The organism is Rhizobium sp. CG5, from assembly GCF_023701945.1.
In the GTDB taxonomy this organism is placed as follows: Bacteria; Pseudomonadota; Alphaproteobacteria; order Rhizobiales; family Rhizobiaceae; genus Allorhizobium.
In genome coordinates, this window is the sequence record NZ_JABAEF010000017.1 from 41,995 (window position 1) to 65,212 (window position 23,218).

The 23,218-nt window shown below is 58.2% G+C and carries 19 protein-coding genes and 1 pseudogene; 14 read left to right on the forward strand and 6 right to left on the reverse strand.

Annotation, left to right across the window (positions count from 1 at the left end; all coding sequences use genetic code 11):
- Positions 1-2 precede the first annotated feature (2 nt).
- Both HGO38_RS31055 and HGO38_RS31275 read right to left on the reverse strand, forming a co-directional pair.
- Positions 3-662, reverse strand: a complete 660-nt coding sequence (locus tag HGO38_RS31055; protein WP_502941623.1) for a tyrosine-type recombinase/integrase — start codon at positions 660-662, stop codon at positions 3-5.
- On the reverse strand, positions 659-862 hold the full coding sequence (locus HGO38_RS31275; RefSeq protein WP_250958237.1) for a phage integrase N-terminal SAM-like domain-containing protein: 204 nt from the start codon (positions 860-862) through the stop codon (positions 659-661). Before HGO38_RS31275 ends, HGO38_RS31055 begins: the two co-directional genes overlap by 4 nt.
- Here HGO38_RS31275 and HGO38_RS31060 point away from each other — a divergent pair.
- Positions 819-1,244 carry a transposase gene (locus HGO38_RS31060; protein ID WP_284739529.1) on the forward strand — a complete coding sequence of 142 codons (426 nt, stop codon included), beginning with the start codon at positions 819-821 and terminating at the stop codon, positions 1,242-1,244. The two genes, HGO38_RS31275 and HGO38_RS31060, sit on opposite strands and share 44 nt — an antisense overlap.
- Before the next feature lie 38 nt (positions 1,245-1,282).
- Here the strand turns inward: HGO38_RS31060 and HGO38_RS23440 are convergent, their stop codons facing one another.
- Positions 1,283-1,432, reverse strand: a complete 150-nt coding sequence (locus tag HGO38_RS23440) for a hypothetical protein (RefSeq protein WP_250958238.1) — start codon at positions 1,430-1,432, stop codon at positions 1,283-1,285.
- Complete coding sequence (locus HGO38_RS23445; protein WP_250958239.1) at positions 1,432-3,222, reverse strand: methyl-accepting chemotaxis protein; 1,791 nt, start codon at positions 3,220-3,222, stop codon at positions 1,432-1,434. Before HGO38_RS23445 ends, HGO38_RS23440 begins: the two co-directional genes overlap by 1 nt.
- Before the next feature lie 360 nt (positions 3,223-3,582).
- Between HGO38_RS23445 and HGO38_RS31280 the strand changes: the two are divergent.
- A pseudogene (locus tag HGO38_RS31280) lies at positions 3,583-4,568 on the forward strand (oxidoreductase).
- Between the two features lie 767 nt (positions 4,569-5,335).
- Here HGO38_RS31280 and HGO38_RS23460 read toward each other — a convergent pair.
- Complete coding sequence (locus tag HGO38_RS23460) at positions 5,336-8,473, reverse strand: efflux RND transporter permease subunit (RefSeq protein ID WP_250958241.1); 3,138 nt, start codon at positions 8,471-8,473, stop codon at positions 5,336-5,338.
- 4 nt (positions 8,474-8,477) lie between these two features.
- Positions 8,478-9,761: an efflux RND transporter periplasmic adaptor subunit gene (locus tag HGO38_RS23465; protein WP_250958242.1), complete on the reverse strand. Its 1,284-nt coding sequence runs from the start codon at positions 9,759-9,761 to the stop codon at positions 8,478-8,480.
- A gap of 43 nt (positions 9,762-9,804) precedes the next feature.
- Here HGO38_RS23465 and HGO38_RS23470 point away from each other — a divergent pair, with 43 nt between their 5' ends.
- The 12 genes from HGO38_RS23470 (at position 9,805) to HGO38_RS23525 (ending at position 23,206) form a co-directional block, all read left to right on the forward strand.
- A complete protein-coding gene (locus HGO38_RS23470; protein ID WP_250958243.1) occupies positions 9,805-10,476 on the forward strand; it encodes a response regulator transcription factor in 672 nt (223 codons plus the stop codon).
- Complete coding sequence (locus tag HGO38_RS23475; protein WP_250958244.1) at positions 10,476-11,813, forward strand: sensor histidine kinase; 1,338 nt, start codon at positions 10,476-10,478, stop codon at positions 11,811-11,813. The genes HGO38_RS23470 and HGO38_RS23475 overlap by 1 nt, the downstream gene beginning before the upstream one ends.
- Before the next feature lie 239 nt (positions 11,814-12,052).
- On the forward strand, positions 12,053-12,868 hold the full coding sequence (locus tag HGO38_RS23480) for a DUF3313 domain-containing protein (protein ID WP_250958320.1): 816 nt from the start codon (positions 12,053-12,055) through the stop codon (positions 12,866-12,868).
- Between the two features lie 1,003 nt (positions 12,869-13,871).
- Positions 13,872-14,318, forward strand: coding sequence for a DoxX family protein (locus tag HGO38_RS23485; RefSeq protein WP_250958245.1), 447 nt, complete (start codon positions 13,872-13,874; stop codon positions 14,316-14,318).
- Positions 14,319-14,705: 387 nt separating this feature from the next.
- The gene (locus tag HGO38_RS23490; protein ID WP_250958246.1) at positions 14,706-16,514 is read left to right on the forward strand and encodes a methyl-accepting chemotaxis protein; all 1,809 of its coding nucleotides are present in this window, start codon (positions 14,706-14,708) and stop codon (positions 16,512-16,514) included.
- Positions 16,515-16,518: 4 nt separating this feature from the next.
- Positions 16,519-17,940 carry a chemotaxis protein CheW gene (locus HGO38_RS23495; RefSeq protein WP_250958247.1) on the forward strand — a complete coding sequence of 474 codons (1,422 nt, stop codon included), beginning with the start codon at positions 16,519-16,521 and terminating at the stop codon, positions 17,938-17,940.
- Complete coding sequence (gene cheB, locus HGO38_RS23500; RefSeq protein ID WP_250958248.1) at positions 17,937-19,022, forward strand: chemotaxis-specific protein-glutamate methyltransferase CheB; 1,086 nt, start codon at positions 17,937-17,939, stop codon at positions 19,020-19,022. Before HGO38_RS23495 ends, cheB begins: the two co-directional genes overlap by 4 nt.
- The gene (locus HGO38_RS23505) at positions 19,022-19,888 is read left to right on the forward strand and encodes a CheR family methyltransferase (protein ID WP_250958249.1); all 867 of its coding nucleotides are present in this window, start codon (positions 19,022-19,024) and stop codon (positions 19,886-19,888) included. Before cheB ends, HGO38_RS23505 begins: the two co-directional genes overlap by 1 nt.
- A complete protein-coding gene (locus tag HGO38_RS23510) occupies positions 19,889-21,850 on the forward strand; it encodes a chemotaxis protein CheA (protein ID WP_250958250.1) in 1,962 nt (653 codons plus the stop codon). It abuts the gene before it with no gap.
- A complete protein-coding gene (locus HGO38_RS23515) occupies positions 21,847-22,107 on the forward strand; it encodes a hypothetical protein (RefSeq protein ID WP_250958251.1) in 261 nt (86 codons plus the stop codon). The genes HGO38_RS23510 and HGO38_RS23515 overlap by 4 nt, the downstream gene beginning before the upstream one ends.
- A gap of 89 nt (positions 22,108-22,196) precedes the next feature.
- A complete protein-coding gene (locus HGO38_RS23520; RefSeq protein WP_250958252.1) occupies positions 22,197-22,580 on the forward strand; it encodes a response regulator in 384 nt (127 codons plus the stop codon).
- On the forward strand, positions 22,577-23,206 hold the full coding sequence (locus HGO38_RS23525; RefSeq protein ID WP_250958253.1) for a chemotaxis protein CheX: 630 nt from the start codon (positions 22,577-22,579) through the stop codon (positions 23,204-23,206). Before HGO38_RS23520 ends, HGO38_RS23525 begins: the two co-directional genes overlap by 4 nt.
- The last annotated feature ends 12 nt before the right edge of the window (positions 23,207-23,218 follow it).

Below are 23,218 nucleotides of genomic sequence, written 5' to 3' on the forward strand. Positions count from 1 at the left end.
CCTCAGCCTGATGGCACCACCTCAAGCCGCAGCCGGTCGAGCGGACTGGTCGTGCTGCGGATCAGGGTATTGGAAACCTTCGTGTAGCGCGCCGTGGTGGAAAGATTGTTGTGGCCGAGGAGAACCTGGATGATGCGGATCTCAGTTCCGCTTTCCAGAAGATGGGTGGCAAAGCTGTGGCGAAGCGTATGCACCGTCACCCGTTTGTCGATGCCGGCGGCAGTGCACGCCGAACGGTAAGCCGAGTGCAAAACCTGGACATCAATGGGCTTGGTCTCGTCGCGCCCCGGAAACAGCCAGAACTGCGGTCGCGTCAGTTTCCAATACACCCGCAAGATAGCCAACAACTGTGCCGAGAGCATCACGGTTCGGTCCTTGCCGCCCATGCCATGCTCGACGCTGATGACACCGCGTTCACTGTCGAATATTGCCGACTTTGAGACTGACGGTCTCCGAGGCACGCAGCCCGCCACATAAGCCGTCGTCAGCGCCGTTCTCGTCTTCTGGCTTGGTATCGCTTCGAGAAAGCGTACGATCTCGTCGCTATTCAAAATCGGCGGCAGCTTGGCCGGTGTCCGGGCATAGGCAATGCGCTCCGGTATCTCATTATGCCCAAGTGTGACGCCGAAGAAGAAGCGGAGAGCACAAACCGTCTGGTTCAAGGCCGGCCACGATAGGCAATTGACACCAGATGCACCTGAAACGCGCGCACGTCTTCCAGTCCAAGACGGTCTGGCGATCGCCCGAAATAACGCGAGAACTTCGCTACCGCATGCAAATACGATCGTTGCGTCGCCGGCGACAGATTGCGGATCGTCATGTCTTCTATCATCCGCCGCCGCAGCGGGATCATCTCCATCATCGTCATCTCCTACTTTGAAAGTTGGGCAAACATCCAATCCTTCAAAACAGCAGCGATATTGGCAATCAGCCGCCAAATATGCCGCGCAAGCGGCTTCGTTCAATCCCCACGACTCCGGTTTCAGACAAAATGCTCTAGCTCGGCAAAACAATGTCGTCAGACGGCTGATGCCGGTTCTGGTCTCGGCGCTATCACTGCGCTCGGCTTCGCTGCAACCATTGATGACCCGACACGCTTCAAACGATCATCCAGCGCCGGTGCTTATCTTGGGCTGACACCTCGCATCTACGCATCCGGTGAGAAGATGAGATCCGGGCGGGTGTCGAAACGGGGCGATGACTTCTTCGACGCAGCCTTTATGAGGCAGCCAATGCGCTGCTGACACATATTCCACAGTTCTCCCCTTTGAAGAGCTGGGGATTACGCATCGCCCGGCGTGGCGGCTATCGAAAAGCTAAGCTGGCTGTCGCCCGAAAGCTCGCCGTGATCCTTCACGCGATGTGGATTTCGGGGAACCCTTCCGCTGGTCATCGCAAGAGCCGAGCGAGCTGGCATGTCGGCATGGATCATTAAAACTCCTCCCAGCTCGCCTCTTTGGTCGCCAACGCCGCCAAGCCTCGCATCGCCACCGGCGAGGTCGCTATTCTCGTGGCACGGGGAGTGGTGGAAGCCACGGAGGGTGTCGAAACGCCGCGGGAAGATCCTACAATACGGGGCGTATCTTGGAATTTGAACTGTTCAAGGAGTTCGAACAGTGCCGTCGCCTCCTGCGCAAGCCCATGACTTGCGGCTGTCTGTTCCTCGACCATGGCGGCGTTTTGTTGCGTGCCCTGATCGACCGTATTGATCGCCTGATTGATCTCGCCAAGGGCAATCGATTGTTCTCGTGAGGCTTCAACGATGGCCACGACATTCGAGTTGATATCGTGGACCTGAGTTGCGATCTCCTGCAAGGCGGAGCCGGCCTTTGTGACAAGCGACACCCCATTTTGCACGTGTCCGCCTGATGCCGTTATCAAGGTCTTGATCTCTTTGGCGGCCTTAGCTGAGCGCTGCGCGAGTTCACGCACCTCTTGCGCAACCACCGCGAAACCCTTGCCGGCGTCCCCTGCCCGCGCGGCTTCGACCCCGGCATTGAGGGCAAGCAAGTTCGTCTGGAAGGCGATCTCGTCGATGACGCCGATTATATTGGAAATCTCGCGTGACGAGGTTTCAATCTGATCCATGGCACTGATGGCGTCACGCACGACCTGGCCGGAATGCTCGGCATGTTCCCGAGTATGTCCGACGAGCTTCCCGGCTTCTTCTGCACGGCGACTCGAGTCCGTCACCGTCGTCGTGATCTCCTCGAGCGCAGCGGCCGTCTCCTCAACTGAAGCGGCCTGCTGCTCGGTCCGCTTTGCCAACTCGTCAGCCGCGGTCCGAATCTCGCTTGAACCCGACGCAATCGCACGGGCATTGTCGGCAACCGTAGCCATTGCGTGCTTGAGCTTCGTGGTTGCGGCATTGAAATCTGACCGGAGCCGTTCCAGCGACGGGATGAACGGGTTCTCTATCTTCTGCGACAGGTCGCCGTTTGCGAGGTTGGTGAGACATCCGGCGAGCGTGTCGACATTTTCGACGCGACCGGTCACGTCGGTCGCGAACTTCACCACCTTGAAGACTTTTCCGTTCATGTCGAAAATCGGGTTGTAGGAAGCTTGTATATGAATCTTGCGACCGCCCTTGCCGACCCGCATGAATTCGTCCGCCGCCAGCTCACCTCCAGAAAGTTTCTTCCAGAACTCGCGATAGGCGGTTGATGAAGTGTAGGAAGGATCGCAAAACAGGGAATGGTGCTTGCCTTGAATTTCAGAGAGCGAGTAGCCGAGGGTAGAAAGGAAGTTTTCATTGGCGGTCACGATTTCGCCGGTAGGGGTGAACTCAATAATCGCTTGGGCGCGCGACAGCGCCTCCATCTTGCCGGCATCCTCGGCCGCCTTCAGCCTCTGCGCCGTTATGTCCGTGGCAATCTTGATCACCTTAACGGCTTTACCGCGACGGATCACCGGGTTATAGGACGCTTCGATCCAGACTTCCTTGCCGCCTTTACCGATGCGTTTGTATTGCTGTTGGTCGAATCGTCCAGCCGCAAGCTTTGACCAGAATGCTTTGTAGTCTGCCGACCGCGCATATTCCGGATCGACGAACATAGTGTGCTGCTTACCAATAATTTCGGCAAGGTCGTAGCCGAGGGCTCGGCAGAAATTTTCGTTCGCTGTCAATATCTTGCCGGATAGATCGAACTCGATCATGGCCTGCGATTTAGAAAGCGCGGCAAGAACCGCGACAGCATTGGCACCACGATCGAGAATATTCACGACATTTCCTCCGGCGAAATCTTGCATGGCGATAAGATGAGCCAAGTAAGTATATTCGCACATGCATATTAATCAGGATTTAATTATAATTTTAACGTTCAGCAGGTTAGACTGGGAGCACAGATTCGAAGCAATGGAGCAATCAAAATGCGATCACCAGACCTCGACGAGCGCGGCCATATGGTTAATCCGCCGCTTCGCGAACGCATGTCGATCGGTTTGACAGCAGGGATCTCTCTCGGATGACTGGGAGTCCGATGGACGGACAATGCTCAGCTACACATACAAGCCCGTCATCTCTTTAGTGTAGGCTCAAAACGACGAATTTCTGCGTTCGGCTGACCGACAACAAAACGGAAAGTGAAAATGGAAAGAAGCAAGCGTCTGGAACCGTTCGTGTTCGGCAACATGATCGAACTGCGCAACCGCATCGTCATGGCGCCGATGACCACCTGGGCCGGCAATGACGACGGCACGGTATCTGCCGATGAAGAGACTTACTACCGCGTGCGGGTCTAGGACGTCGGGCTTGTGATCACGGGCTGCACCCATGTTCAGGAAAGGGCATCGGGTTCACCGGTGAGTTTGCCGCTTACGATGACAAATTTGCTCCAAGCCTGAAGCGACTGCCGGCGACTTGGAAAAGCGGTGGCGCGCCGGCGATCTTGCAGATCTTCCATGCCGGCGTCAAAACACTGCGCGCGCGCTCACCGACGAAGAAGGCCTGGGCGTTGTGCGTGATTTTGGCGAGGCGACGCGGCGGGCCATCGACTGGCATTTACGGTGTCGAGCTGCATGGCGCTCACGGATTCCCACTACAAAATTTCTCCTTGCCCCATTTCAACAGGCGCACAGATCACGGGGGTGGGTCGCCTGAAGGCCGCATGCGATTCTAGCTTGCAGTGGTCGATGCGATTCGCCAGCGGTCGCTGGTCACGCTGCCCGACCTTTTTTGCTGCTACCAGATCTCGCCGGAGGAGCCCAATGAGGGCGGTTTGCGCATCGCTGACTCACTTGCGCTGATCGACCGCCTGGTTCCAATGGGATCGATTACCTCGTGTCGCTGAGCAACGCGCCTTGCGGCGCGCGTTCCCCTCATCGCTGCGGGGCAGGTCCGGACAACGGACCAGGCCGAACATGCAATCGCAGCCGGTATGTCACTTGTCGCTATCGGTCAGGGATTGGTGATGAACCCGGAACTGGGCGTCGTTTGCGGGTGAGGAAAGGACTGGTGCGATCGCTCTTGATCTTGCCGCTGCCGACGTGCCGCGGCTCGGCATTTCAACTAAGCTGTGACCGTCATCGAAAACACTGCAGGATGGTTCAAAAATCGCAAAGCAGCGTAAGCGACCGATATCGCGGCGCGCGCCAGAATCCCCAAATTACACGTACTCATCCGCCGTGACTACTGCTTCTGTGGTGGCGATCGCCTGGAACATTGACAACAATGGCCGCAGCTCTCGATCCCGCGCAGCCGCTCTTTTCAAGACCTCCCTCGTCACGATCACCAGCCAGTCAAATGCTTGTCGCGCATCGGAATATGCGCGTTTTCGCAATGAAGGCCTGAAGATCTCGCAAAACCAGTGCCATTGATTACTTCCGGCGCCGAGAGCACATTCTAAGACGGTGTCAGGCCGAAGCGCAGTGGCACCCCGCTTCGGCAATAACGGTCAGAAATTGCTTCAGCATTCTGCCACCCAACTGGCTACTCATGAGACGCCGGCCCATTACGGCATCTAGGACGGTCGATCGACGATGTGCCGACCGTTTGCGTCGCGGAAGATGGATCGCTGTTGGCCGTCTACCCCACCACCATTGGCAGCAATGACACGGCCTCACCAACCGGCATGCATAAGGTCAAGGGCGTCTCCTGTTTTTGGCTATGCAGAGATCGCCGATGGGCGACTGCCCTGAACTGTGGGAGAGAAGCATTGCGGCTGCATTACAGGATTGGCCACCCGGCGCCGCTTCAACACGTGGGTGCAGTGAGGGCGAACTACTGTATGAAGCGGCGCGATAGCATTAAGGAGGATAATCGGACCGCCGAGCAGCGCAGCGAACAGGATCGCGGAAAAGAGCAGGCGGCTGACAATGCGGGTAATCGATTTGCGGTTTATTGACATTGTCCTACTTCGCCGGTTGCGAACGGAGTTGGCGCAATGATGCGAGGCGGGCCCTTCACTTTCCGAATCAAGCTGTCGATGCAGGAAATGATCACCGGGATAACGATCAGACTGAGAACTGTGGAGCTTATAAGCCCACCGATAACCGCATGTGCCATGGGAGCCCTCTGTGCGCCGGCCCCGGAAGTTTCCAAGGCAAGGGGCATCATGCCGCAGATCATCGCAAGCGTTGTCATCACGATCGGGCGAAAGCGGACAGCGCCGGCATTTGCTATGGCCTCGGCAACGGGCAGTCCGCGTTGGCGCTCCCGGTTCGCGAAGTCGACCAGCAATATGCCGTTCTTCGTGACGAGCCCCATCAACATGATAAAGCCGATCATCGAGAACATGTTGATGGTGCTTCCGGCAGCCAACAGCCCGATCAACACACCCATCAGCGACAGAGGAAGTGCCGCCATGATGGCAAGCGGTTGCAAGAAACTTCCGAACTGCGACGCAAGCACGACGTAGATGAAGATCACTGCCATGATCAGGGCCTTAAGCAGGCTCGCAGCTGCTTTCTCAACGTCTTCGGCGTCGCCCCCAAATTTGATCCGGTATCCTGCAGGGAGTTCCTGTTTGGCTATGATGGCCTCGAGATCGGCCGTGACGTCACCCATGGCACGACCCGATATATCGGCGGAGATCAGAACTTCACGTGACTGGTCCAGGCGGCGGATTTCCGATGCAGCCGGAACCAGATCGATGTCAGCAATCTGGTCGAGCCTCACCATGCGTGGACTTTCACTGTTGGCGGTATCTGGCAATTTGATCAATAAATCGCGGATAGCGGAGACGCTGTCTCGTTGATCCACGGGGAGTCGAACCACCAAATCGTAAGTTTGACCAAGCGGATCGGACCAGGTTCCGACCTCTTCGCCATCGACGAATGGTGAGAGCATCGCGGAAAGCTCGCGGACGCCAACACCAAGGTCACCGGCTTGCTCGCGCTTCAGCCGTACCGAGAAAAGCAATTTCCCATCGCTGGCGCTTGAATTGACATCCACTACTCCTGGGATCCGGCGCATGCCCGCAATCAGCTCTGCTGCGGCTTTTTCCAAGACCGCACGATCATCGCCGAGCAAGCTCAGTTGGATCGGGCTTGCACCGCCACCGAGACCGGCTTGAATGATGGCGATGTTGATCCCGGGGATCACTGAAAGGCGCTTGCGGATCGGGTCAGCCAGCGTCACGGGAGTTCGATGGCGTTCTTGTTGAGGCACAAGACTAAGAATCAATGTCGCGTTGTGTTTGCCTGGATTGCCGCCCGTATTGATCGTCGAATAGGTGGAGGTCAACTCGGGAAATTCACGCAAAGCGGCTTCAACCTGCTGAAGTTTTGCAGTGGTGTAATCCAGCGATGAGCCCGCTGGAGCGGTTATGTTGATCTGAAACTGTCCCTCGTCCGAAGTCGAAACAAACTCAACGCCCACAAGTGGAACCATGAAAATGCTCGCAATGAACACCGCTGTTGTGAGCAAGAGCGTGACCAGGCGATAGCGCAGCGCCCAGCGGATCATCTTCCGGTAGATGGCGACAATCACCTCAAAACCATTATCGAAGCGCGCGATGGTACGGCCAATCGGGCCGCCAACCGCATTAAGCTCAGCATCTGGGTCATGCCATATGCTGGAGAGCATGGGGTCGAGCGTAAACGCCACGAACAGCGAAATCATCACCGCTGCGGAGACGGTAACGCCGAACTCATAGAAGAAGCGACCGACCATGCCGTCCATGAAGGCAACCGGCAGGAAAACGGCAACAATTGCCGCTGTGGTTGCCATTACGGCAAGCCCGATTTCGTTTGTGCCATCGAGTGCCGCCTGGAAATGCGACTTACCCATGCGCAGGTGACGGGTAATATTTTCACGGACGACAATGGCGTCATCGACCAGGATGCCGATCGAAAGCGTCAGGGCAAGCAAACTGAGCATGTTGAGGGTAAAACCCAGGAGATCAATGACAGCGAGTGTGCCGATCATCGAGATTGGCAATGTCAGCGCGGTGATGACGGTGCTTCGCCACGAATTGAGGAAGAGGAAGACAATGGCGACTGCCAGCGCCGCCCCTTCGATCAAGGTCGATTGAACTTCACTGAGCGACTCCACAATGGGTTTGGATGCATCCTTGATGATTTGAAACTGCACATCCTTCGGACCCAGGACGACGGTGAGCTGATCAAGCCGTTTGCGCAGCTCGCTTACCACCTGCACGGTGTTTGCGTCCTGAATCTTAACGAGGTCAATCGCCAACGCCGTCTCACCATCGTACATGGCCCGGCTTTCCAGATCCGCCGGGCCGGTTCTTACCGAGGCCACGTCCGAAAGGTAAACAGGGAGCCCACCGCGGCGGGCAATCACCAGATCAAGTAATTCCTTGGGCTCCGAGAGCCGACCCTGGATCTGAATAGTGCGTTCGGAGAGGTCGCTGATGATGCTTCCGGCCGGCCGGTTCCTGTTGCTGCTCTTGATTGCTTCGATCACTTCGTCGGCGCCTACACTAAGAGCGGTCAACCGCGTTTCGTCGATTTGAATATCGATCTGCTGTTTCTGGCCGCCAACCAGTGTTGCCTGCCCAACGCCGGACACGGTCGCGAGCTCGCGGATCACGCGCTCCTGAACAAGATTGGTCAATTCGGGCACGCCCAGGGTTGCGGACGTGACGGCAATCGAGAGGATCGGCTCGTCCAACGGATTGAAGCGCGAGACGATGGGCTTGTCGGCCTCTTCCGGGAACTCTGCGTCAAGGGCTGCGACCTTGTCACGGACGTCTTGCGCCGCGACCGGGCTTTGCACCTCGAGTTGAAAACTCGCCACGACGACGGATCGACCTTCGTAGGATGTTGAAGTTACGTCCTCGATACCGCTGATCGTGTTGAGCGCCTCCTCGATCGGCTTGGTTACGTCCATCTCGACAGCTTCGGGCGTGGCGCCAGGGTAAGTGGTGGTGACGACCACCACTGGAACATCGACATTTGGAAACTGATCGACCCCCAGCCGATCATACGAGAAGGCGCCGATCACCAGCAGAACCACCATCATCATGGTGGCAAAAACCGGATTACCGATGGAAATGCGGGTGAGAAACATGAACTTATTCCATCTTCGCGACTGTGACGACAAGGCCCGGCTGCAGCTCGGCAAGTGGCGCCCTTACGATCATGTCGCCGGGCGCAAGACCAGAGACCTCGGCCATCTGGTTGTCATCCCACCTTGAGATGATGCTCACCGGCTGGCGGATGAGAATGCCGTCCACGAGTTTGAGAACGTGAGCGTCTTTATCGTCTCCCCGAAATGAGGCGACAGGAATGGCAATTGCGTCTTCGGTCTGCCGGACCAGGATTGAGCCGTGGACAAACATGCCTCCCTTGAAGTGGTAGCCATTGCCTGAAAGACGAATATGGACAGCCACCGAGCGGCTACCGTCGTCGGCGACCGGACTGATCCGAGCGACCTTTCCCCTGATCACCTGATTTTGGACGCCATCGACCTGAAGCTCCACGACCTGTCCTTCAGCGACACGAGTAACCTCTTGCGTCGAAATCAGAACCCTGGCTTCCATATCGCTCACGTCGACAAGGGTGAGAAGTTCCGCGTCTGCCGCGATTTGCGCACCCTGATTGACCGAAAGCTTGGATATCACGCCGTCAAAGGGGGCAAGGATCTCGGCATTCTGCAAAGCTGTTCGCGCTATTTCGACGTAGGCGGCAAGGCTATCCAGCCGGGCTTTTCTTGCCGCAACCTCACTACGTGCTTTGTCGAGCTGCTCTTGGCTTGTAATATGTTTGCTCGATAGCCGCTCAATCCGGTTGAGCGACTGCATTGCAAGGATCATTTCGGCCATTGCGCCTTCCTGGTCCGCCTCTTTTTGTTTCAGAGCGGCCTGAAGGTCGGCTGACTCAAACCCGATCAAAACTTCACCCGCCCTTACGGACTGTCCTTCTCGAATGCTCGAATGGGTAACCCTGCCCCCACTGATGGCGCGCAGTTCTACAAGACGGGAGGGACGAAGTTCGCCCGTTACCCTGAGCCGCTCAACAAGCGCGGCCGGCTGAATCTCAGCGACTTCCATTGCCGAGAGTTCGAACGATGATGGCGTGCCACGGATATGCGCGGCCACCACCACCTTTTGCAGTCGTTCGTTAGGTCCGCTCGTTCCCCGTGCAGGGCCGATCAAAGCGACGGAGCAATAGACGCTACCAAAAAGCGCCGCTGCTATTATGAATATTTTCTTCCGTTGGGATGCCATGAAGTCGACCTCTTGTGATAGGGCACCGCGTATCAAGCCGTCTGCTACCGCGTCTGTAGGTGGACGATGAGGTTCGACAATTGCAGCAGCATTAACCGCCATCTTTTTATCCTCGTAATACTGCTGCAATGTTCCTGGTGACATTGCTGCAAGGACAGGATGCGGGGCTACGATGAGACTTCTGTTGATCGAGGATGAAAGGGAACTGGCGACAGCGCTATCGGCTGCGCTGTCAAAGCACGGGATCGTTACCGATCACACGATGTACCTCGCCGATGCCCATGAGCTCGTTCTGCAAAATGACTACGACGCCATCCTTCTGGATCGGCGTTTGCCGGACGGAGAGGGACTGACATTCATCCCGATATTAAGGCGTGCAGGCAATGATACGCCAATCATCGTACTCACTGCCCGAAACGAGCCAATGGAACGGGTTGCGGGCCTCGATTTCGGTGCGGACGATTATCTTGGAAAACCGTTTCTGGTTGAGGAGTTGATGGCGCGTGTCCGTGCGCTACTGCGAAGGCCGTCTGGCGTGATCGATCAAGATATCAAGGTTGGACGATTGGCGATCGACCCATTGAACCTCACTGTCAGAATTGGAAGCGTTACGCTCGAGATCCCGCGCCGGGAGCTTTTGGTTCTCCAGGCGCTTGCAAAACGCAAGGGCAAAACCGTTCTTCGGGCCACGCTCGAACAGGCGGTCTATAATTACGAAGAAGAGATACAATCAAACGCACTGGATGCGCACATTTCCAGGCTGCGCAAGAGATTATCGGATGTCGATGCGGGCACGACGATTCACAACATCCGCGGTGTCGGCTATCTCCTGAAGGAAGAATAATGGGTGCATACCGATCGACAAACCCATCACTTTGGTGGCGCCTAAGCTGGCAACTCAGCCTGGTGATCAGCGCGGTAATCGGTGGTGTGATCGTTGGGCTATCGGCGTACGGCACGATGGTGATGTCGCCCAACATAGCGATGGAGAGCGAGGTCAAGAACGCTGTTGCCGAATCGATCAGGCGAAATGGCGGCGGCCAGCTTGAACTCGAAGACACCCTCTTAATGCGGGCGCTGATGGAGGAGAACAGTCATCTGTGGTTTGTAGCGGCCACTGCCGACGGTACCTTCGTCTCTCGGGGAGCTATACCCGCACCATATGTTGCGATCGTTCCTTTAACCTACCTGTTTGATTCCGCGGATATCCGCGAGGCAGACGGAATAGACGAAATCGCATCGATCGATGATGTTGCGACGCCCCTGGGTGAAGTGCGCGTATTATTTGGAGGCATAGCCAGCAAAGGCTCGCCGGTGCTTGCGGTGCTCGGGCAAGCCTATCCGATTTATGTATCGCTGCTTGCGATGGCATTGCCCGCCATATTTATTGCTGTCCCATGGATCGTTCGAAGCGCCCTTGCAAGGATCAGTGATGTTGCGGACAGAGCATCGCAAATTGACCCGCATCGTCAGGGCAGCCGTCTTCCTGTCGAAGGGATTCCGGGCGAAGTCGCTCCGCTCGTCGCGGCGTTCAACGGCACTCTCGAGAGGCTTGAGACTGAATTCAAAAAACGCCAGCGGTTCTTGATCGACGCTGCTCATGAGCTCAGAACACCCATCGCCATTATGCAAACGCGCATCGACGGCATGTCAGATGGCCAGGAGCGCACACGCATGTTGCAAGATGTGGCGCGCCTCGCCGACACGGCGGAACAGTTGCTTGACTTCGAACGCAACGATCAAGCGGTAGACCTTGATGAAGAGGTCGATCTCGTTACGATCGCGCGTGCCGTCGTGGCTGACTTTGCGCCTCTCGCGATCGCAGCCGGCTATGAAATTTCATTTCAAAGCGAGGTTGAAGCTCTCCCCCGCAGGGGCAACAGCATTGCGTTGACCAGGGCGATCGGCAACTTGGTCCGCAATGCGATCGACCATTGCGATGGAAGAGGAACGATTGAGGTCTCGGTCTCCGCGTCTGGTGAGATCACCGTCGGCGATGAGGGACCTGGCATACCAGTCGAACATCAGGAACTGGTATTCCAACCATTCTACCGCGTTACCCCGAGAAGCCGGGGCGCGGGGCTTGGTCTAAGCCTAGTGAAGCAGATCGTCAGCAATCATGGCGGACAAGTTAGCATCCAGAGTCATTCAAGCGGCACGAGAGTTACCGTCCGCCTTTGATATGGGCTGGTTCCTTGCTATCTTATCGCTCCCATCACGTTTGCTTCGACATTCGCTCCCGGACGCCCGAAAACTTGCAGGACGATCGCATCTTGTAATGCTGCCGCAATCCTCGGCTCCGACTGTTATTCCAACATCAATGTTGGAGGCCCGTGAGCGTGCAAATCTACAATCAGTTCTTCCGTCGTTTGCTCGACGCTCTATCAAAGGGCGTTATTTCTGCTCTTCTGACACTCTCCATGACAGTTGCAGTGGCCGGCTGTACATCCGTGCCACTGACGGAAAGTGGAACGCTGACCTCCTACAGCAATCTGAGCCCTCCCAAGGGCAACTTTGGCAAGAAACGACGGCTTTACGTCGATGGCAAACAATTGGCCCAGATAAAGACGGTTCGGATCATTCCAACCAGCTTCTCCTTCAATGCTGCATCTCGTATCAAGTTGGAGACCGACCGTGCCCTAGTATCCAATGCGCTGGACCGCGCCCTTTGCGTCGCATTGAGCGACAAATATGAAATTGTGCCGGCCGGCCAACGAGCGGACCTGACAATCCGTTCTGTCGTTACCGATATTGTGCCGACCAACAAAGGTGTTGCGGCTGCGGCGACTGTTGCAAGCGTTGGCGGTGGTTTCATGATCCCAAGCGACATTCCTCTTGTCGGCATTCCACGGATACCCATCGGCCTCGGCGGTCTTGCAGTCGAGGCGGAAGCAACCGATAGTTCCAATGTTCAACGTGCGGCGATGATGTGGAGCCGCGGCGCCAACTTCCTCCAGGACAAGCCGCGCTACTCGGAGGTCGGCGACGCCTACGGCCTTGCAACCAGATTCGCCAGTGACTTCTCGCGGACATTGATTACAGGCAAGGAACCGAAGATGTTGGATATCTCAGTCCCTTCGAGAAACCGGATCCAGTCCTGGCTCGGCGGCAAACCGAAATATGCGGCATGCGATGCGTTCGGCCGAGCCCCCGGCATCGTTGGCAAGGTTGCCGGCAATTACGGCCTTCCGCCGCAATGGACCGACAAGAAACCGAAAAACGTCCCTGCATATTGATCCATCAAATGATGGTCGATTGTCTCGGACCAGCCCGCTGATAAATCCGCCGAGCAGATTGGCTCTTCATACGGGCTAGGGGCGAAGCAGCGGCCAAATCTTCAGCCAACTTCGCCCACCGTATCTCATGCTGCAGCAGAGCTCGGATTGAGCCTGCGGCTTCAATAGTGCATCACGCATATTGCATGTAACGCTCCTGTAATTCTCCAAGAGGATCGTTCCAGAAGAAAGAGAATCGTCTTCGGACAACGGAAAGGAACAAGGATATTACCGCCGATGACAAGCATTTTTGGATCAGGATTATTTCAACTCTACTATCGACAGCGATCATGGCTCTGGTTCCATCCGCCTTGCTGCCAGACATGGATGATTGTCGAGCTACGTTGCGCAGCATGCGTTTCTGGAGGTTCTGGTCATGACGGAGCAGGCAGCCATACGAAAGGAATCCTCTTCGCCAGCCCAAAGCCTGTTTGACATGCCGAGGCTTGCAGCCCCATTTCTAACGGGCAGGCATTTGCTTCGGTCGATATCATTAACCCTCAGCCTTACTGTGGGATCCCAAGCTGTTTTGGCAGCTCCCCTATCTCCCGCTGTAAAGGAACAGTGCGGAGTTGAGATCCGATCTAAGTGCCTTCGGCCATGACGGCTCACCCCTGATGCTATCTCAACATGCGTTGAAGAGAACAAATCAAGCCTGTCGCCGACATGCCAGGCATTCTGGGTCACCGCCCATATGTGCCAGGTAGAAATGAAGCAGGTTTGCAACGGGTTGAATCCCCTGACCATCAAAGGCTGCTTGAGGAACTCCAGGCAGAAATTCTCTCTGACCTGCCAGGAAACGCTAGGCCTTCAGTAAGTCTGCTATCACAGCCAGCGCTGGCGCAGCACTGCGAGTCCTGACGCCGGAGATGTCGGTTAAGTTTATACGTCTTCCGGGGATCCCGCCAGGGTAAAGCCGCACCGGTATGTTTTGGGCATCAATTTAGGAGACCTGGAATGAAGAATGGAAAATCAGTCTATGGCGAGGCGAACAATTCTTGCCCAGTTTTTTGCATACGCCGGCTTCCTCAAGCTGAGCCGGACACCAGAGGCCCTTGCCGCCCTAGGCTGGCACTGGACCGTCGATGTTCCACCCTCGCTTATCACCTTCATCGGAATCATGGAGGTGTTGCCATCGGCAACATTTCCCGGCAGCATTGCGTATACTGCCATGGCTTACGACTCTCGCCGCGGCAGGCATGGTACTCTTGCAATTGGCGGCTGTGGCCTTGCATCTTTCTCGCGGGGAAACGAGAGTGCTTTGGCTCAATGCAATTTTGGTCTTCGTCGCCGGAGCAGTTGTCTGGGTCGGCGGTTTCACGGCGTAGCAATTAATGCCATCATGTGGATCGAAACGGACCGACCAGTCGTACGCCGTGAACGCCAACGTGACAGCTTTTCAGTTCCATGAACGAGATGACATCGGACAACGGGTCCATTTTAGACGATCCCCAAGGATTATTGGACGGCATAGCATAGATCGTCTCCGCGGCGCGGCGCTCTAAATGCCACCTGGCGTCGTTCTCGTCCCGTTCCTTTAATCGTTGGCGATCTTGGATGTCCTGTGCATGACGAAAGGTTTGCGTTATGCCGTCGTTTGCGCCATAGACTGTATGATCAAGGGCAATTCCTTGCGTTGCAGGCTCAGCTCATAAGTTCACGAGATTGGAAACGCATGGCACTGGTGAAAACCTCTCAGTTAGGCGCAAAGACAAATCCTCCGAAGGCCGGCCAGACGGGAGCTGTGGCGGAGCCAAACACAAGATCCGTCAGCCGACGATCGCAGGATCGTTCGCGCGTGCGGCAACAGCAGGCGGCCGAGCGAATCGGGGCTGCGACGGAACAACTTGCGACGGGCGTGTCGGAAGCCGCGGCAGCCGCAGAAGAGTTGCGCCGGGCGCTTGAGCAGATCGCCAGCGGGGCCGAAGAAGCAGCAGGAGCGGCGCATGAGTCTTTGTCCGCCACCACCCACCTTTCGGCGCGGTTCTCCGAGGCTAGGACGGAAGCGGAAGCCGCGCGCAGGCGCACCGAGGAACTTCAGACCTCTGTCTTCGAATCCGCTGCGCAGATCGATACGTCGATCTCCGCAATCGATGCGAATGCTTCACGCCAGATCGCTTCCGTTGCCGTCATCGACAGGCTGCAATCCCAGGCGGAAAGCATCGGCGCTACGACCGTCGCGGTTGCCGATATCTCGGACCGCACCAATCTGCTCGCGCTCAATGCGGCGATCGAGGCGGCGCGGGCCGGTGACGAAGGCCGTGGATTTGCGGTCGTCGCCGACGAGGTGCGGTCGCTGGCGGAAATTGCCGAGCGAAGCTCCCGCGATGTCAGCCAGCATGCCGAGACGGTCGTCGATGGCGTTCGCCGGATTGCCGATCGCATCCGGTCCGCTGCCGCCAAGGCGCAGGAGCAGACGGCTTCGGGTCGGACGGTGTCCGAGGAACTACATGCCATCCGCTCGGGCCTCACCGCCCTGTCGCAGAACAGCCAGGTGATCCTGATCGCTGCGGTCGAAGCGGAAGTCGCAACGCGCGAGGCCCAGAAGGGTGCCGAAGCTGTTGCGGCAGCGGCCGAAGAGCAATCCGCGGCTGCGACCGAGGCGCAACGCGCGGTCCAGCAACAGAGCGCGGCGTTAGAGGAAAGCCAGCAGACGGCGCAATCTCTGGCCACACTTGCCGATGAGCTGATGAACGAAAGCGGCCGGGCCTCGCGGACGGAAGAGCTGAGTTCTGCAGCAGAAGAGCTGTCCGCCACCGTTCAGGAGCTTTCCGGTGCGGCTGGTGAAATTCTCATTGCGATCGAGCAGATCAGCCGCGGGGCGGAAGCGCAGGCAGCTGCCACGCAGCAGGCCAATGCGGCCATGACTCAGATCGAAAAGAGCGCTTCCCAGACGCAGGAGAGTGCCGAGCAGGCAAGCCAGCGCGCCGAGGAGATCAAGACGTTCCTCGGCAGAAACAAGGCCGGCCTGGATGCGATCGCGGCGGGTGTTTCCGATGCTCTCGGCGAAACGCGGAACGCTTTGACGGATCTGAATTCGCTCGGCGAGATCGGTTTTCAGATCGAGCGCACGGTGGACCGGATCGTGCTCGTCGCGGTGCAGACCAGCATGCTCGCGGTCAGCGGTTCGGTGGAAGCGGCAAGGGCCGGCGAGGCGGGCCGTGGTTTTGCGATCGTTTCGACCGATATCCGCAAACTCGCCCAGGATGCCGCCGAGAATATCGACGGCGTCAAGGACATCGTGCGGCAGATCCAAGTGCAGATCGCCGCCGTGCAGCGGGAACTGGAAATGATCGTCGTGGCCTCCGAGGCCGAGATCGCCAAGAACAAGCAGATCGTCGATCGGCTGATCGCGGCGGAAGCCGATGTGGACCTGATGGTGCGCGGCAACGCATCGATCCTCAATGCGACGCAGGCGATCCTCGTCGCCGCCAAGCAGGTTCAGGCCGGAACGCAGCAGATTGCCTCTGTGGCGCAGGAGGCGAGTGCCGCCTCCGAGCAGGCGGCGACCGCGGCAAGGCAGCAGTCCCGCGGGGCGGAGGACCTAGCGGCGGCGGTCGAGGAAATCGCATCGCTGGCCGACGAACTCCAGATGTCCGGAAACTGAAGCCATGGCAGGGTTACCCTCCCCGGCGGATGTCGATCGGCGGCGGCTGGTATTCCGGGTCGGAGAGCAGAGCCACGAGATCGACGCGGGCCTTGTGATCGAGGTCGTGAGGGTGCCGTATATCACCCGAGTTCCGCATGGGCCCGAGGCGCTGGCCGGCATCGCCAATCTCCGCGGTAAGCCGGTCCCGGTCCTGTCAATGGGCAAGGTCCTGAACGGCAGCCACAATGCGCGCCCGGATGGCAAGATCATCGTTTACGATCACGGTGGCGCCGTCGGCCTTCTCGTCGATGACGTGTTGCGACTTTCGGCGGATGCGACGGCCGCACCGCTTCAGGATCTGAATGGCCTGCTGGATGCCGCGTTCAAGGTGACGAGGCGCGCGCCGTCTGAACGGACCGCCCATGGCGACCGTGGTAAAGAGGTGGAGGCGAGCGCTCAGCTCATCGCCTTGCTGTCGTTTCGCGTCGCCGGGCAGCTCTATGGCCTGCCGCTCGACGATATCCGCGAGGTCGCGATGTTGACCGGCGATATCGCGGTCATTCCGAATGCGGCGTCGGCGGTGGTCGGTCTCATTCCGATGCGCGACAGTGTTCTGCCCTTGGTGTCGCTGGCATCGCTTCTCGGCCTCGAAGGCGTGCATTCGGCGGTCGAGGGCTCCCGGATCATCGTCGTCGAGCACGAGGGTGATCTGGTGGGTCTGGTCGTCGATGGCATGGATGTGATCCGCCGACTGCCCGAGGATGCCATCGGTACGGTCCCAGCCGTTCTGCAGCGCGGGCGCGGCGATGCGCACATCGAGGCGATCGGCCGGATTGCCGATGGCGGACTGCTGATTTCCATCCTGTCGCCGCAAAAACTGTTTGGTCACCACGCCGTCACCCAGGCGATCGGCCAGAATACAGGAGCCAAACCGATGGGAACGACACGTGAGAGGCAAGAGACGGTCGAACAGTTCCTGATTTTCCAGCTCGGCGACGAGAATTACGGTCTGCCCATCGGTTCGGTCGACGAAGTCGTGCGGGTTCCAAGCGAAGTCACCCGCATGCCCCGCGCGCCAGCCTTCGTGATGGGCGTCATCAACCTGCGCGGCAAGGCTATCCCGCTGATAGACCAGCGCACCCGTTTCGACACGTTGGCTTTGGCGCAGACGGCCAAGGCGCGCGCCATCATCGTGACGCTCGGCACGTTGCAGGCCGGTTTTGTGGTGGATGGCGTATCGGAAGTGAAGGCTGTTTCCTCGGCCGCATTGTCGGCCGCACCCGAGTTTTCTTCCGACCGGACGGAGGTCTTCGATCGCATCGCCCATATCGAATCCGACGGCCGGATGATCCTGCTCGTCGATCCAAAGGAGCTTCTGAGCCGGGCGGAGCGGGATATCGTGGCGGCGATCACCGAAGACAAGCCGGCGGTGGCTGTTCCGTGATCCGTCTTCTCATCGTTGAGGATTCTGCGTTGATGCGGAAGGTTCTGGGCCAGATTTTCAGCGCGGAAGGGGATTTCGAGATCGAATTCGCCCGCGACGGTGTCGAGGCTCTGAAGGCTGTTTCGAGCTTCCAGCCCCATGTGGTGACCCTCGATATCCACATGCCTTTGATGGATGGGCTCGCCTGTCTCGATCGCATCATGCTCGAACATCCGTGCCCAGTGGTGATGGTGTCGTCACTAACGGAGGAGGGCGCGGAGGAGACGTTGACTGCGCTGGAGATCGGCGCGGTCGATTTCATCGCCAAGCCTGGCGGCGCGATTTCACTTTCGATCAATGAACTGACCCCACGTCTTGTCGAAAAGGTGCGGATGGCAGCGACAGTGCGGATCCGTCGCAGCCGGCGGCTCGCCGAGCGCGTCCGGCTGACGCAGGTCGTTCCATCGCAAACCATAATCCCGTCTCGCGGTCGCGGGGCCGCCCCCCAACGACCGGTCCGGGATTCAAGTCGAGCCGGTCTCGTGCTGATCGGCACATCCACCGGCGGGCCGCCGGCGCTCGACGCGGTGCTCGCCCATCTGCCCGCGAACTTTGGCTGGCCGGTGGTCGTGGCGCAGCACATGCCGGCCTCGTTTACCGGACCTCTGGCCCGGCGGCTGGACAAGCTCTGCGCTTTGACCGTCAGCGAGGTCAGCCAGCAGACCAAACTGGAGCCGGGCAACATCTATATCGCCAAGGGGGATGCGGATATCGTCATCTCCTCGCGCGCCGGATCGCTGGTGGCGATGGCCGCTCCGAGCGCTCAGGCCTATCGGTGGCATCCGAGCGTCGACCGGATGGTGCGCTCGGCGATGAAACATGCGCCGGCAACCGATCTCGTCGGCATCCTGATGACCGGCATGGGGAATGACGGCGCCGCCGCCATGGCCGAGCTGCAGGCCGCCGGCGGTTACACGATCGCCGAATCCGAAGAGACGGCCGTCGTTTGGGGCATGCCGGGAGAGCTGGTGCGCCTGAATGGCGCGAGCGAGATTAGACGCGTCGAAGACATCGGGGCTTCATTGCTGGATCGGGTCTGCTGATGGTGATCCCTCCGGCCAATTCGGGAAATTTTGGTGCGGACCCGCTTTCGGGCGCCGATCTCGAGGAGATCTGCGCGATCATCTATCAGCGCAGCGGCATGGTGTTCGGCGAGACCAAGCGTTATTATATCGAGCGTCGCGTCACCGACCTGATCAGCCAGCGCAAGGCCCAATCGGCCAAAAACTACATTTCTATCCTGCGCGGTGACCTGCGCGAGACCGAGTTGCTGATCAACAGCTTCACCGTCAACGAGACCTATTTCTATCGCGAGCAGCACCAGCTCGCCTGCCTCAGCAATTCCATCCTGCCCGATGTGATCAAAGCAAAAGGTCCGGGCGATCGTATCCGTATCTGGTCCATGCCCTGTTCGAGCGGCGAGGAGCCCTATTCTATCGCCATCTGGCTGCTCGAAAACTGGCCTCTGGTGGATGCCTATAATATCGAGATTACCGGCTCGGATATCGATACCGCCATCCTGCGGCAGGCGGTGGACGGATACTACGGGCAGCGATCGCTTTCGAAGATCCCGAAAGATATCCTTGACCGGTATTTCGAACCGGAAAAGGATCAGCAACGTCGGCTGATCGGCGATTTGCGGGAATCCGTCACCTTTGCTAAGGGCAATATCGTCGATCGGCCAAGCCTAGCGTCACTCGGGCGTTTCGATGTGATATTCTGCCGCAACCTGCTGATCTATTTTGACGAGGCGGCCCGCGAAATCGCCGCCCGCAATATTCATGAACTGCTCTATCCCGGCGGCTATATCTGCCTCGGCCATACGGAATCCATGTCACGCATTTCGGAGACTTTCGAGCCGGTCCGCTTTTCCGACGCCATCGTCTACCGAGAGGCGGGAGACAAATGAATGGATGAATTGATCGCCCAATTCGCCATCGAGGCGCGCGAACTGGTCCAGCAGGCCTCGGAAGACCTGCTGTCGCTGGAGGCCAATCCGCGCCAACGGGAAAGCCTGGAAAGCGCCTTCCGGGCGATCCACACGCTGAAGGGCTCGGTCGGCCTTTTCGACTTCGGTCCGATGCTCAAAATATTGCACCAGGCGGAAGATCTTCTGTCGCAAGCACGCGCCGGCAAGATCGTCGTGGACGCGACGCTCATCGATCCGCTTTTCGCGGTGATCGAATGGGTTGACAGCAGCATAGAAGGCATCACCGAGACAGGGCGTCTTTCCGAAGCGCAGGAGAAGCAGGCGCCGAGGTTGGTGAGGCTGGTGAGCGGCGAAATGACCGAGCGCAACGCCGGGGAGACTGCCCTTGCACCCACGGCAGTTCCGGACTGGGCGCTGTCTCTGCATCACAAGGTTCCCACGACGGATGCGGCAGGAACCTTGATTGCCATCCGTTACGAGCCGCATCCCGAATGTTTCTTCAATGGCGACGATCCGCTGGCGACGATATCGCGGCTTTCTGACCTCAGGCATCTGGCTCTTTCGCTCAAGGAACCCCGGCCGGCGCCGCAGGATTACGATCCGTTCCGTTGCCATCTGCTGATCGAAGCCGTTTCGGGCGGTTCGCTGGCGGAGGCGGAAGGCGTGTTCCGCCTGATCCCCGATCAGGTCAAGCTTTTCACCTTGCCCGGATCAGCCGGTGAACGGGCAACCGCCCAGCCGGAGGTCGCGGCATACCGCTCGACGGATCGTCAATCGACCACCATGCGGGTCGATTCCGCGCGTATCGACAAGCTGGTCGAGATTGCCGGCGAGCTGATCACCGCCAAGAACGGCCTCGTGCCGCTGGCGGATGAAGCACGAAGCCACGGCAATGTCCAGCTCGCGAGACGCATCCTTTCTAACCACCACGCGATCGATCGTCTGGTCGCCTCGCTCTATAGCGCCGTCACCCAGGCGCGGATGATCCCGCTCGAACACACGTTTCGCCGTTTTCCGCGGCTGGTGCGGGAGACATCGGCAACTCTCGGCAAGGCGCTCGACCTGATTATCGAGGGAGAGGCCGTCGAGGCCGATCGGGAAATCGTCGAGAACCTGTTCGAACCCCTACTGCATCTCATACGAAACGGTCTCGACCATGGCATCGAGCCGGAAGCCGACCGGCTGCAGCAGTCCAAGCCCGCCAGAGGTCGTCTCCTGTTGCGCGCCCGGCAGCGTGGCGACCAGATCGAGATCGAAGTGGCCGATGATGGCCGCGGCATAGATCCGCAACGCATCCGGGCGACAACGATGGATCGCGGTCTAATATCGGAAGGCCAGGCGTCGGCTCTCTCCGACCGGGACGTTCTGCAATTCGTCTTCGCGCCCGGCTTTTCCACCGCATCCTCGGTCTCCGACCTGTCCGGCCGCGGGGTCGGCCTCGACGCTGTTCAGAGTTCCGTCAAAAGGCTTGGCGGGACGCTCGAGCTGCAAAGCACGGTCGGACGCGGCACATCCTTCGTCCTGAAGCTGCCGATCAGCTTTTCGATGACGCAGCTCATGGTCGTTCAGGTCGGCGATGAGCGTTATGGCATCCCCATTTCGGATGTCATCGAGACACACAAGCTGCCGGCGAGCGCCGTCCAGTCCGTGCGGGCGGGCAAGGCCTTCGTGCGGCGCAACCGGACGATCCCTTTGCTGCATCTCGGCGAACTCCTGCAGGTGCAATCGCCGAGCGCGCATTCCAGCGATCTCAAGGTGCTGATCGTGCAGGCTGGGGAAGACGAGATCGGGGTCGCCGTCGATGAGATTGCCGAGCGTGCCGAGACAATGACGCGGCCGCTGGTGGGCCTGCTGCAGGGCGTGCCCGGGATTGCAGGAACGACTCTGCTGGGGGATGGAAAGGTCCTGCTGGTCGTGAATATAGAGGAGTTGGTGCCATGACAGTGGCCCTTGGCAATGGTACAATCGTCCTCTCTGGAAAATGTGGTATCGAAGAAGCGGAGACGCTCGTCAGCTATCTGGAAAATCACCGCGACCTTGCCGTCGATGTGGCGGCAGCAACCGAAATTCACACGGCTCTATGGCAAGCACTACTATTATACAGCCCACAGCTCACCGGCACCCCTCAAGGGTCTACTATGGCCGACCTGTTGGTTCCCGTAATAAAAGCTTCGCTCGTGGACGCGTCAAAAACCTAGTGGCAAACTTGCGGAGTTCCCATAGGCCCTTTAAAAGAGAGGTTTATGTTGGCGTCCAAGTGGATCGCAGCCCATTGGTGGAGTTTTAGATGACGGTCATAGTCCTTATGGTTGACGACAGCAAATTAGCCAGGATCGTAGCCGGTAAGGCGATCGCGGCATTACAGCCCGATTGGACGCGCATTGAGGCAGGAAGCGCCGCCGATGCTTTGGCTGTCGTTAACTCCCAGAAGATTGACGTGGCCGTTCTGGACTTCAACATGCCTGATAAGGATGGGCTTGAACTCGCTAGAGAACTACGCGGTTTATATCCCAACATGCCGATCGCCGTCGTTACTGCCAATGTTCAGGATGAAATCATTGCAGGAGTCCGCGCGCTGAACGCGACCTTCGTGGCCAAGCCTGTCACGGAAGAAGCTTTGAGCGGCTTCATCTCCGGCGCCGCACTTCGCCTGAGGAAGGCCGCCATATGAGCAGTGGTTCGTTAGCGCTGGACGATCTCGAACGCGATGCCCTGACAGAACTCGTCAATATCGGCGTCAGCCGTGCCGCGGCGAGTTTGCGAAAGATGGTCAACAGGCAAGTCATCCTGTCTGTCCCCTCTGTCGAGGTCGTTACACGAAAGTCTGCGGCTGCCTTGATTGGTCAGCGAGAGAACGAAGATCTCATCGCCGTGCATCAGCAGTTCGAGGGCCCGTTTTCCGGGCGCGCGCTTCTCATTTTTCCTGAAAGCAATGGCCTGTCGCTCGTCCGTGCCATCATCGGCGAGGACATGGACGACGCGGGCGTCGCTGAAATTGAGGATGAAGCTCTCGCCGAAACCGGGAACGTTATCTTGAACGGCTGTCTCGGCTCGATGGCGAACATGTTGCAGCACACGTTGAAAATGTCGCTTCCCAGTGTTCGCCGCGGTAACAGCGCCGCTTTGTTCGACGTATTCGACAACACCAGTGACCAAAGCTTCGTATTGTTCCTCTACATTAACTTTTCCGTCCAAGATCGAAAGGTACGCGGGTACATCGCCATGCTGATGGACCTGCCGTCTCTGGAGAAACTGAAAAGACTTATCGCCGATTTCATCGACCGGGTGATTGCATAAACGGGGGAAACG

Excerpts from the sequence above, each read along its gene's own strand:
- HGO38_RS23515 (WP_250958251.1), top strand. The coding sequence starts at position 21,847 with ATGACAGTGGCCCTTGGCAATGGTACAATCGTCCTCTCTGGAAAATGT.
- HGO38_RS23520 (WP_250958252.1), top strand. The coding sequence starts at position 22,197 with ATGACGGTCATAGTCCTTATGGTTGACGACAGCAAATTAGCCAGGATC.
- HGO38_RS23475 (WP_250958244.1), top strand. The coding sequence starts at position 10,476 with ATGGGTGCATACCGATCGACAAACCCATCACTTTGGTGGCGCCTAAGC.
- HGO38_RS31060 (WP_284739529.1), top strand. The coding sequence starts at position 819 with ATGTCTTCTATCATCCGCCGCCGCAGCGGGATCATCTCCATCATCGTC.
- HGO38_RS23495 (WP_250958247.1), top strand. The coding sequence starts at position 16,519 with ATGGCAGGGTTACCCTCCCCGGCGGATGTCGATCGGCGGCGGCTGGTA.
- HGO38_RS23525 (WP_250958253.1), top strand. The coding sequence starts at position 22,577 with ATGAGCAGTGGTTCGTTAGCGCTGGACGATCTCGAACGCGATGCCCTG.
- HGO38_RS31275 (WP_250958237.1), bottom strand. The coding sequence starts at position 862 with ATGATGGAGATGATCCCGCTGCGGCGGCGGATGATAGAAGACATGACG.
- HGO38_RS23485 (WP_250958245.1), top strand. The coding sequence starts at position 13,872 with ATGGAAAATCAGTCTATGGCGAGGCGAACAATTCTTGCCCAGTTTTTT.
- HGO38_RS23470 (WP_250958243.1), top strand. The coding sequence starts at position 9,805 with ATGAGACTTCTGTTGATCGAGGATGAAAGGGAACTGGCGACAGCGCTA.
- HGO38_RS23505 (WP_250958249.1), top strand. The coding sequence starts at position 19,022 with ATGGTGATCCCTCCGGCCAATTCGGGAAATTTTGGTGCGGACCCGCTT.
- HGO38_RS23460 (WP_250958241.1), bottom strand. The coding sequence starts at position 8,473 with ATGTTTCTCACCCGCATTTCCATCGGTAATCCGGTTTTTGCCACCATG.
- HGO38_RS23440 (WP_250958238.1), bottom strand. The coding sequence starts at position 1,432 with ATGATCCATGCCGACATGCCAGCTCGCTCGGCTCTTGCGATGACCAGC.
- HGO38_RS23480 (WP_250958320.1), top strand. The coding sequence starts at position 12,053 with ATGACAGTTGCAGTGGCCGGCTGTACATCCGTGCCACTGACGGAAAGT.
- HGO38_RS23510 (WP_250958250.1), top strand. The coding sequence starts at position 19,889 with ATGGATGAATTGATCGCCCAATTCGCCATCGAGGCGCGCGAACTGGTC.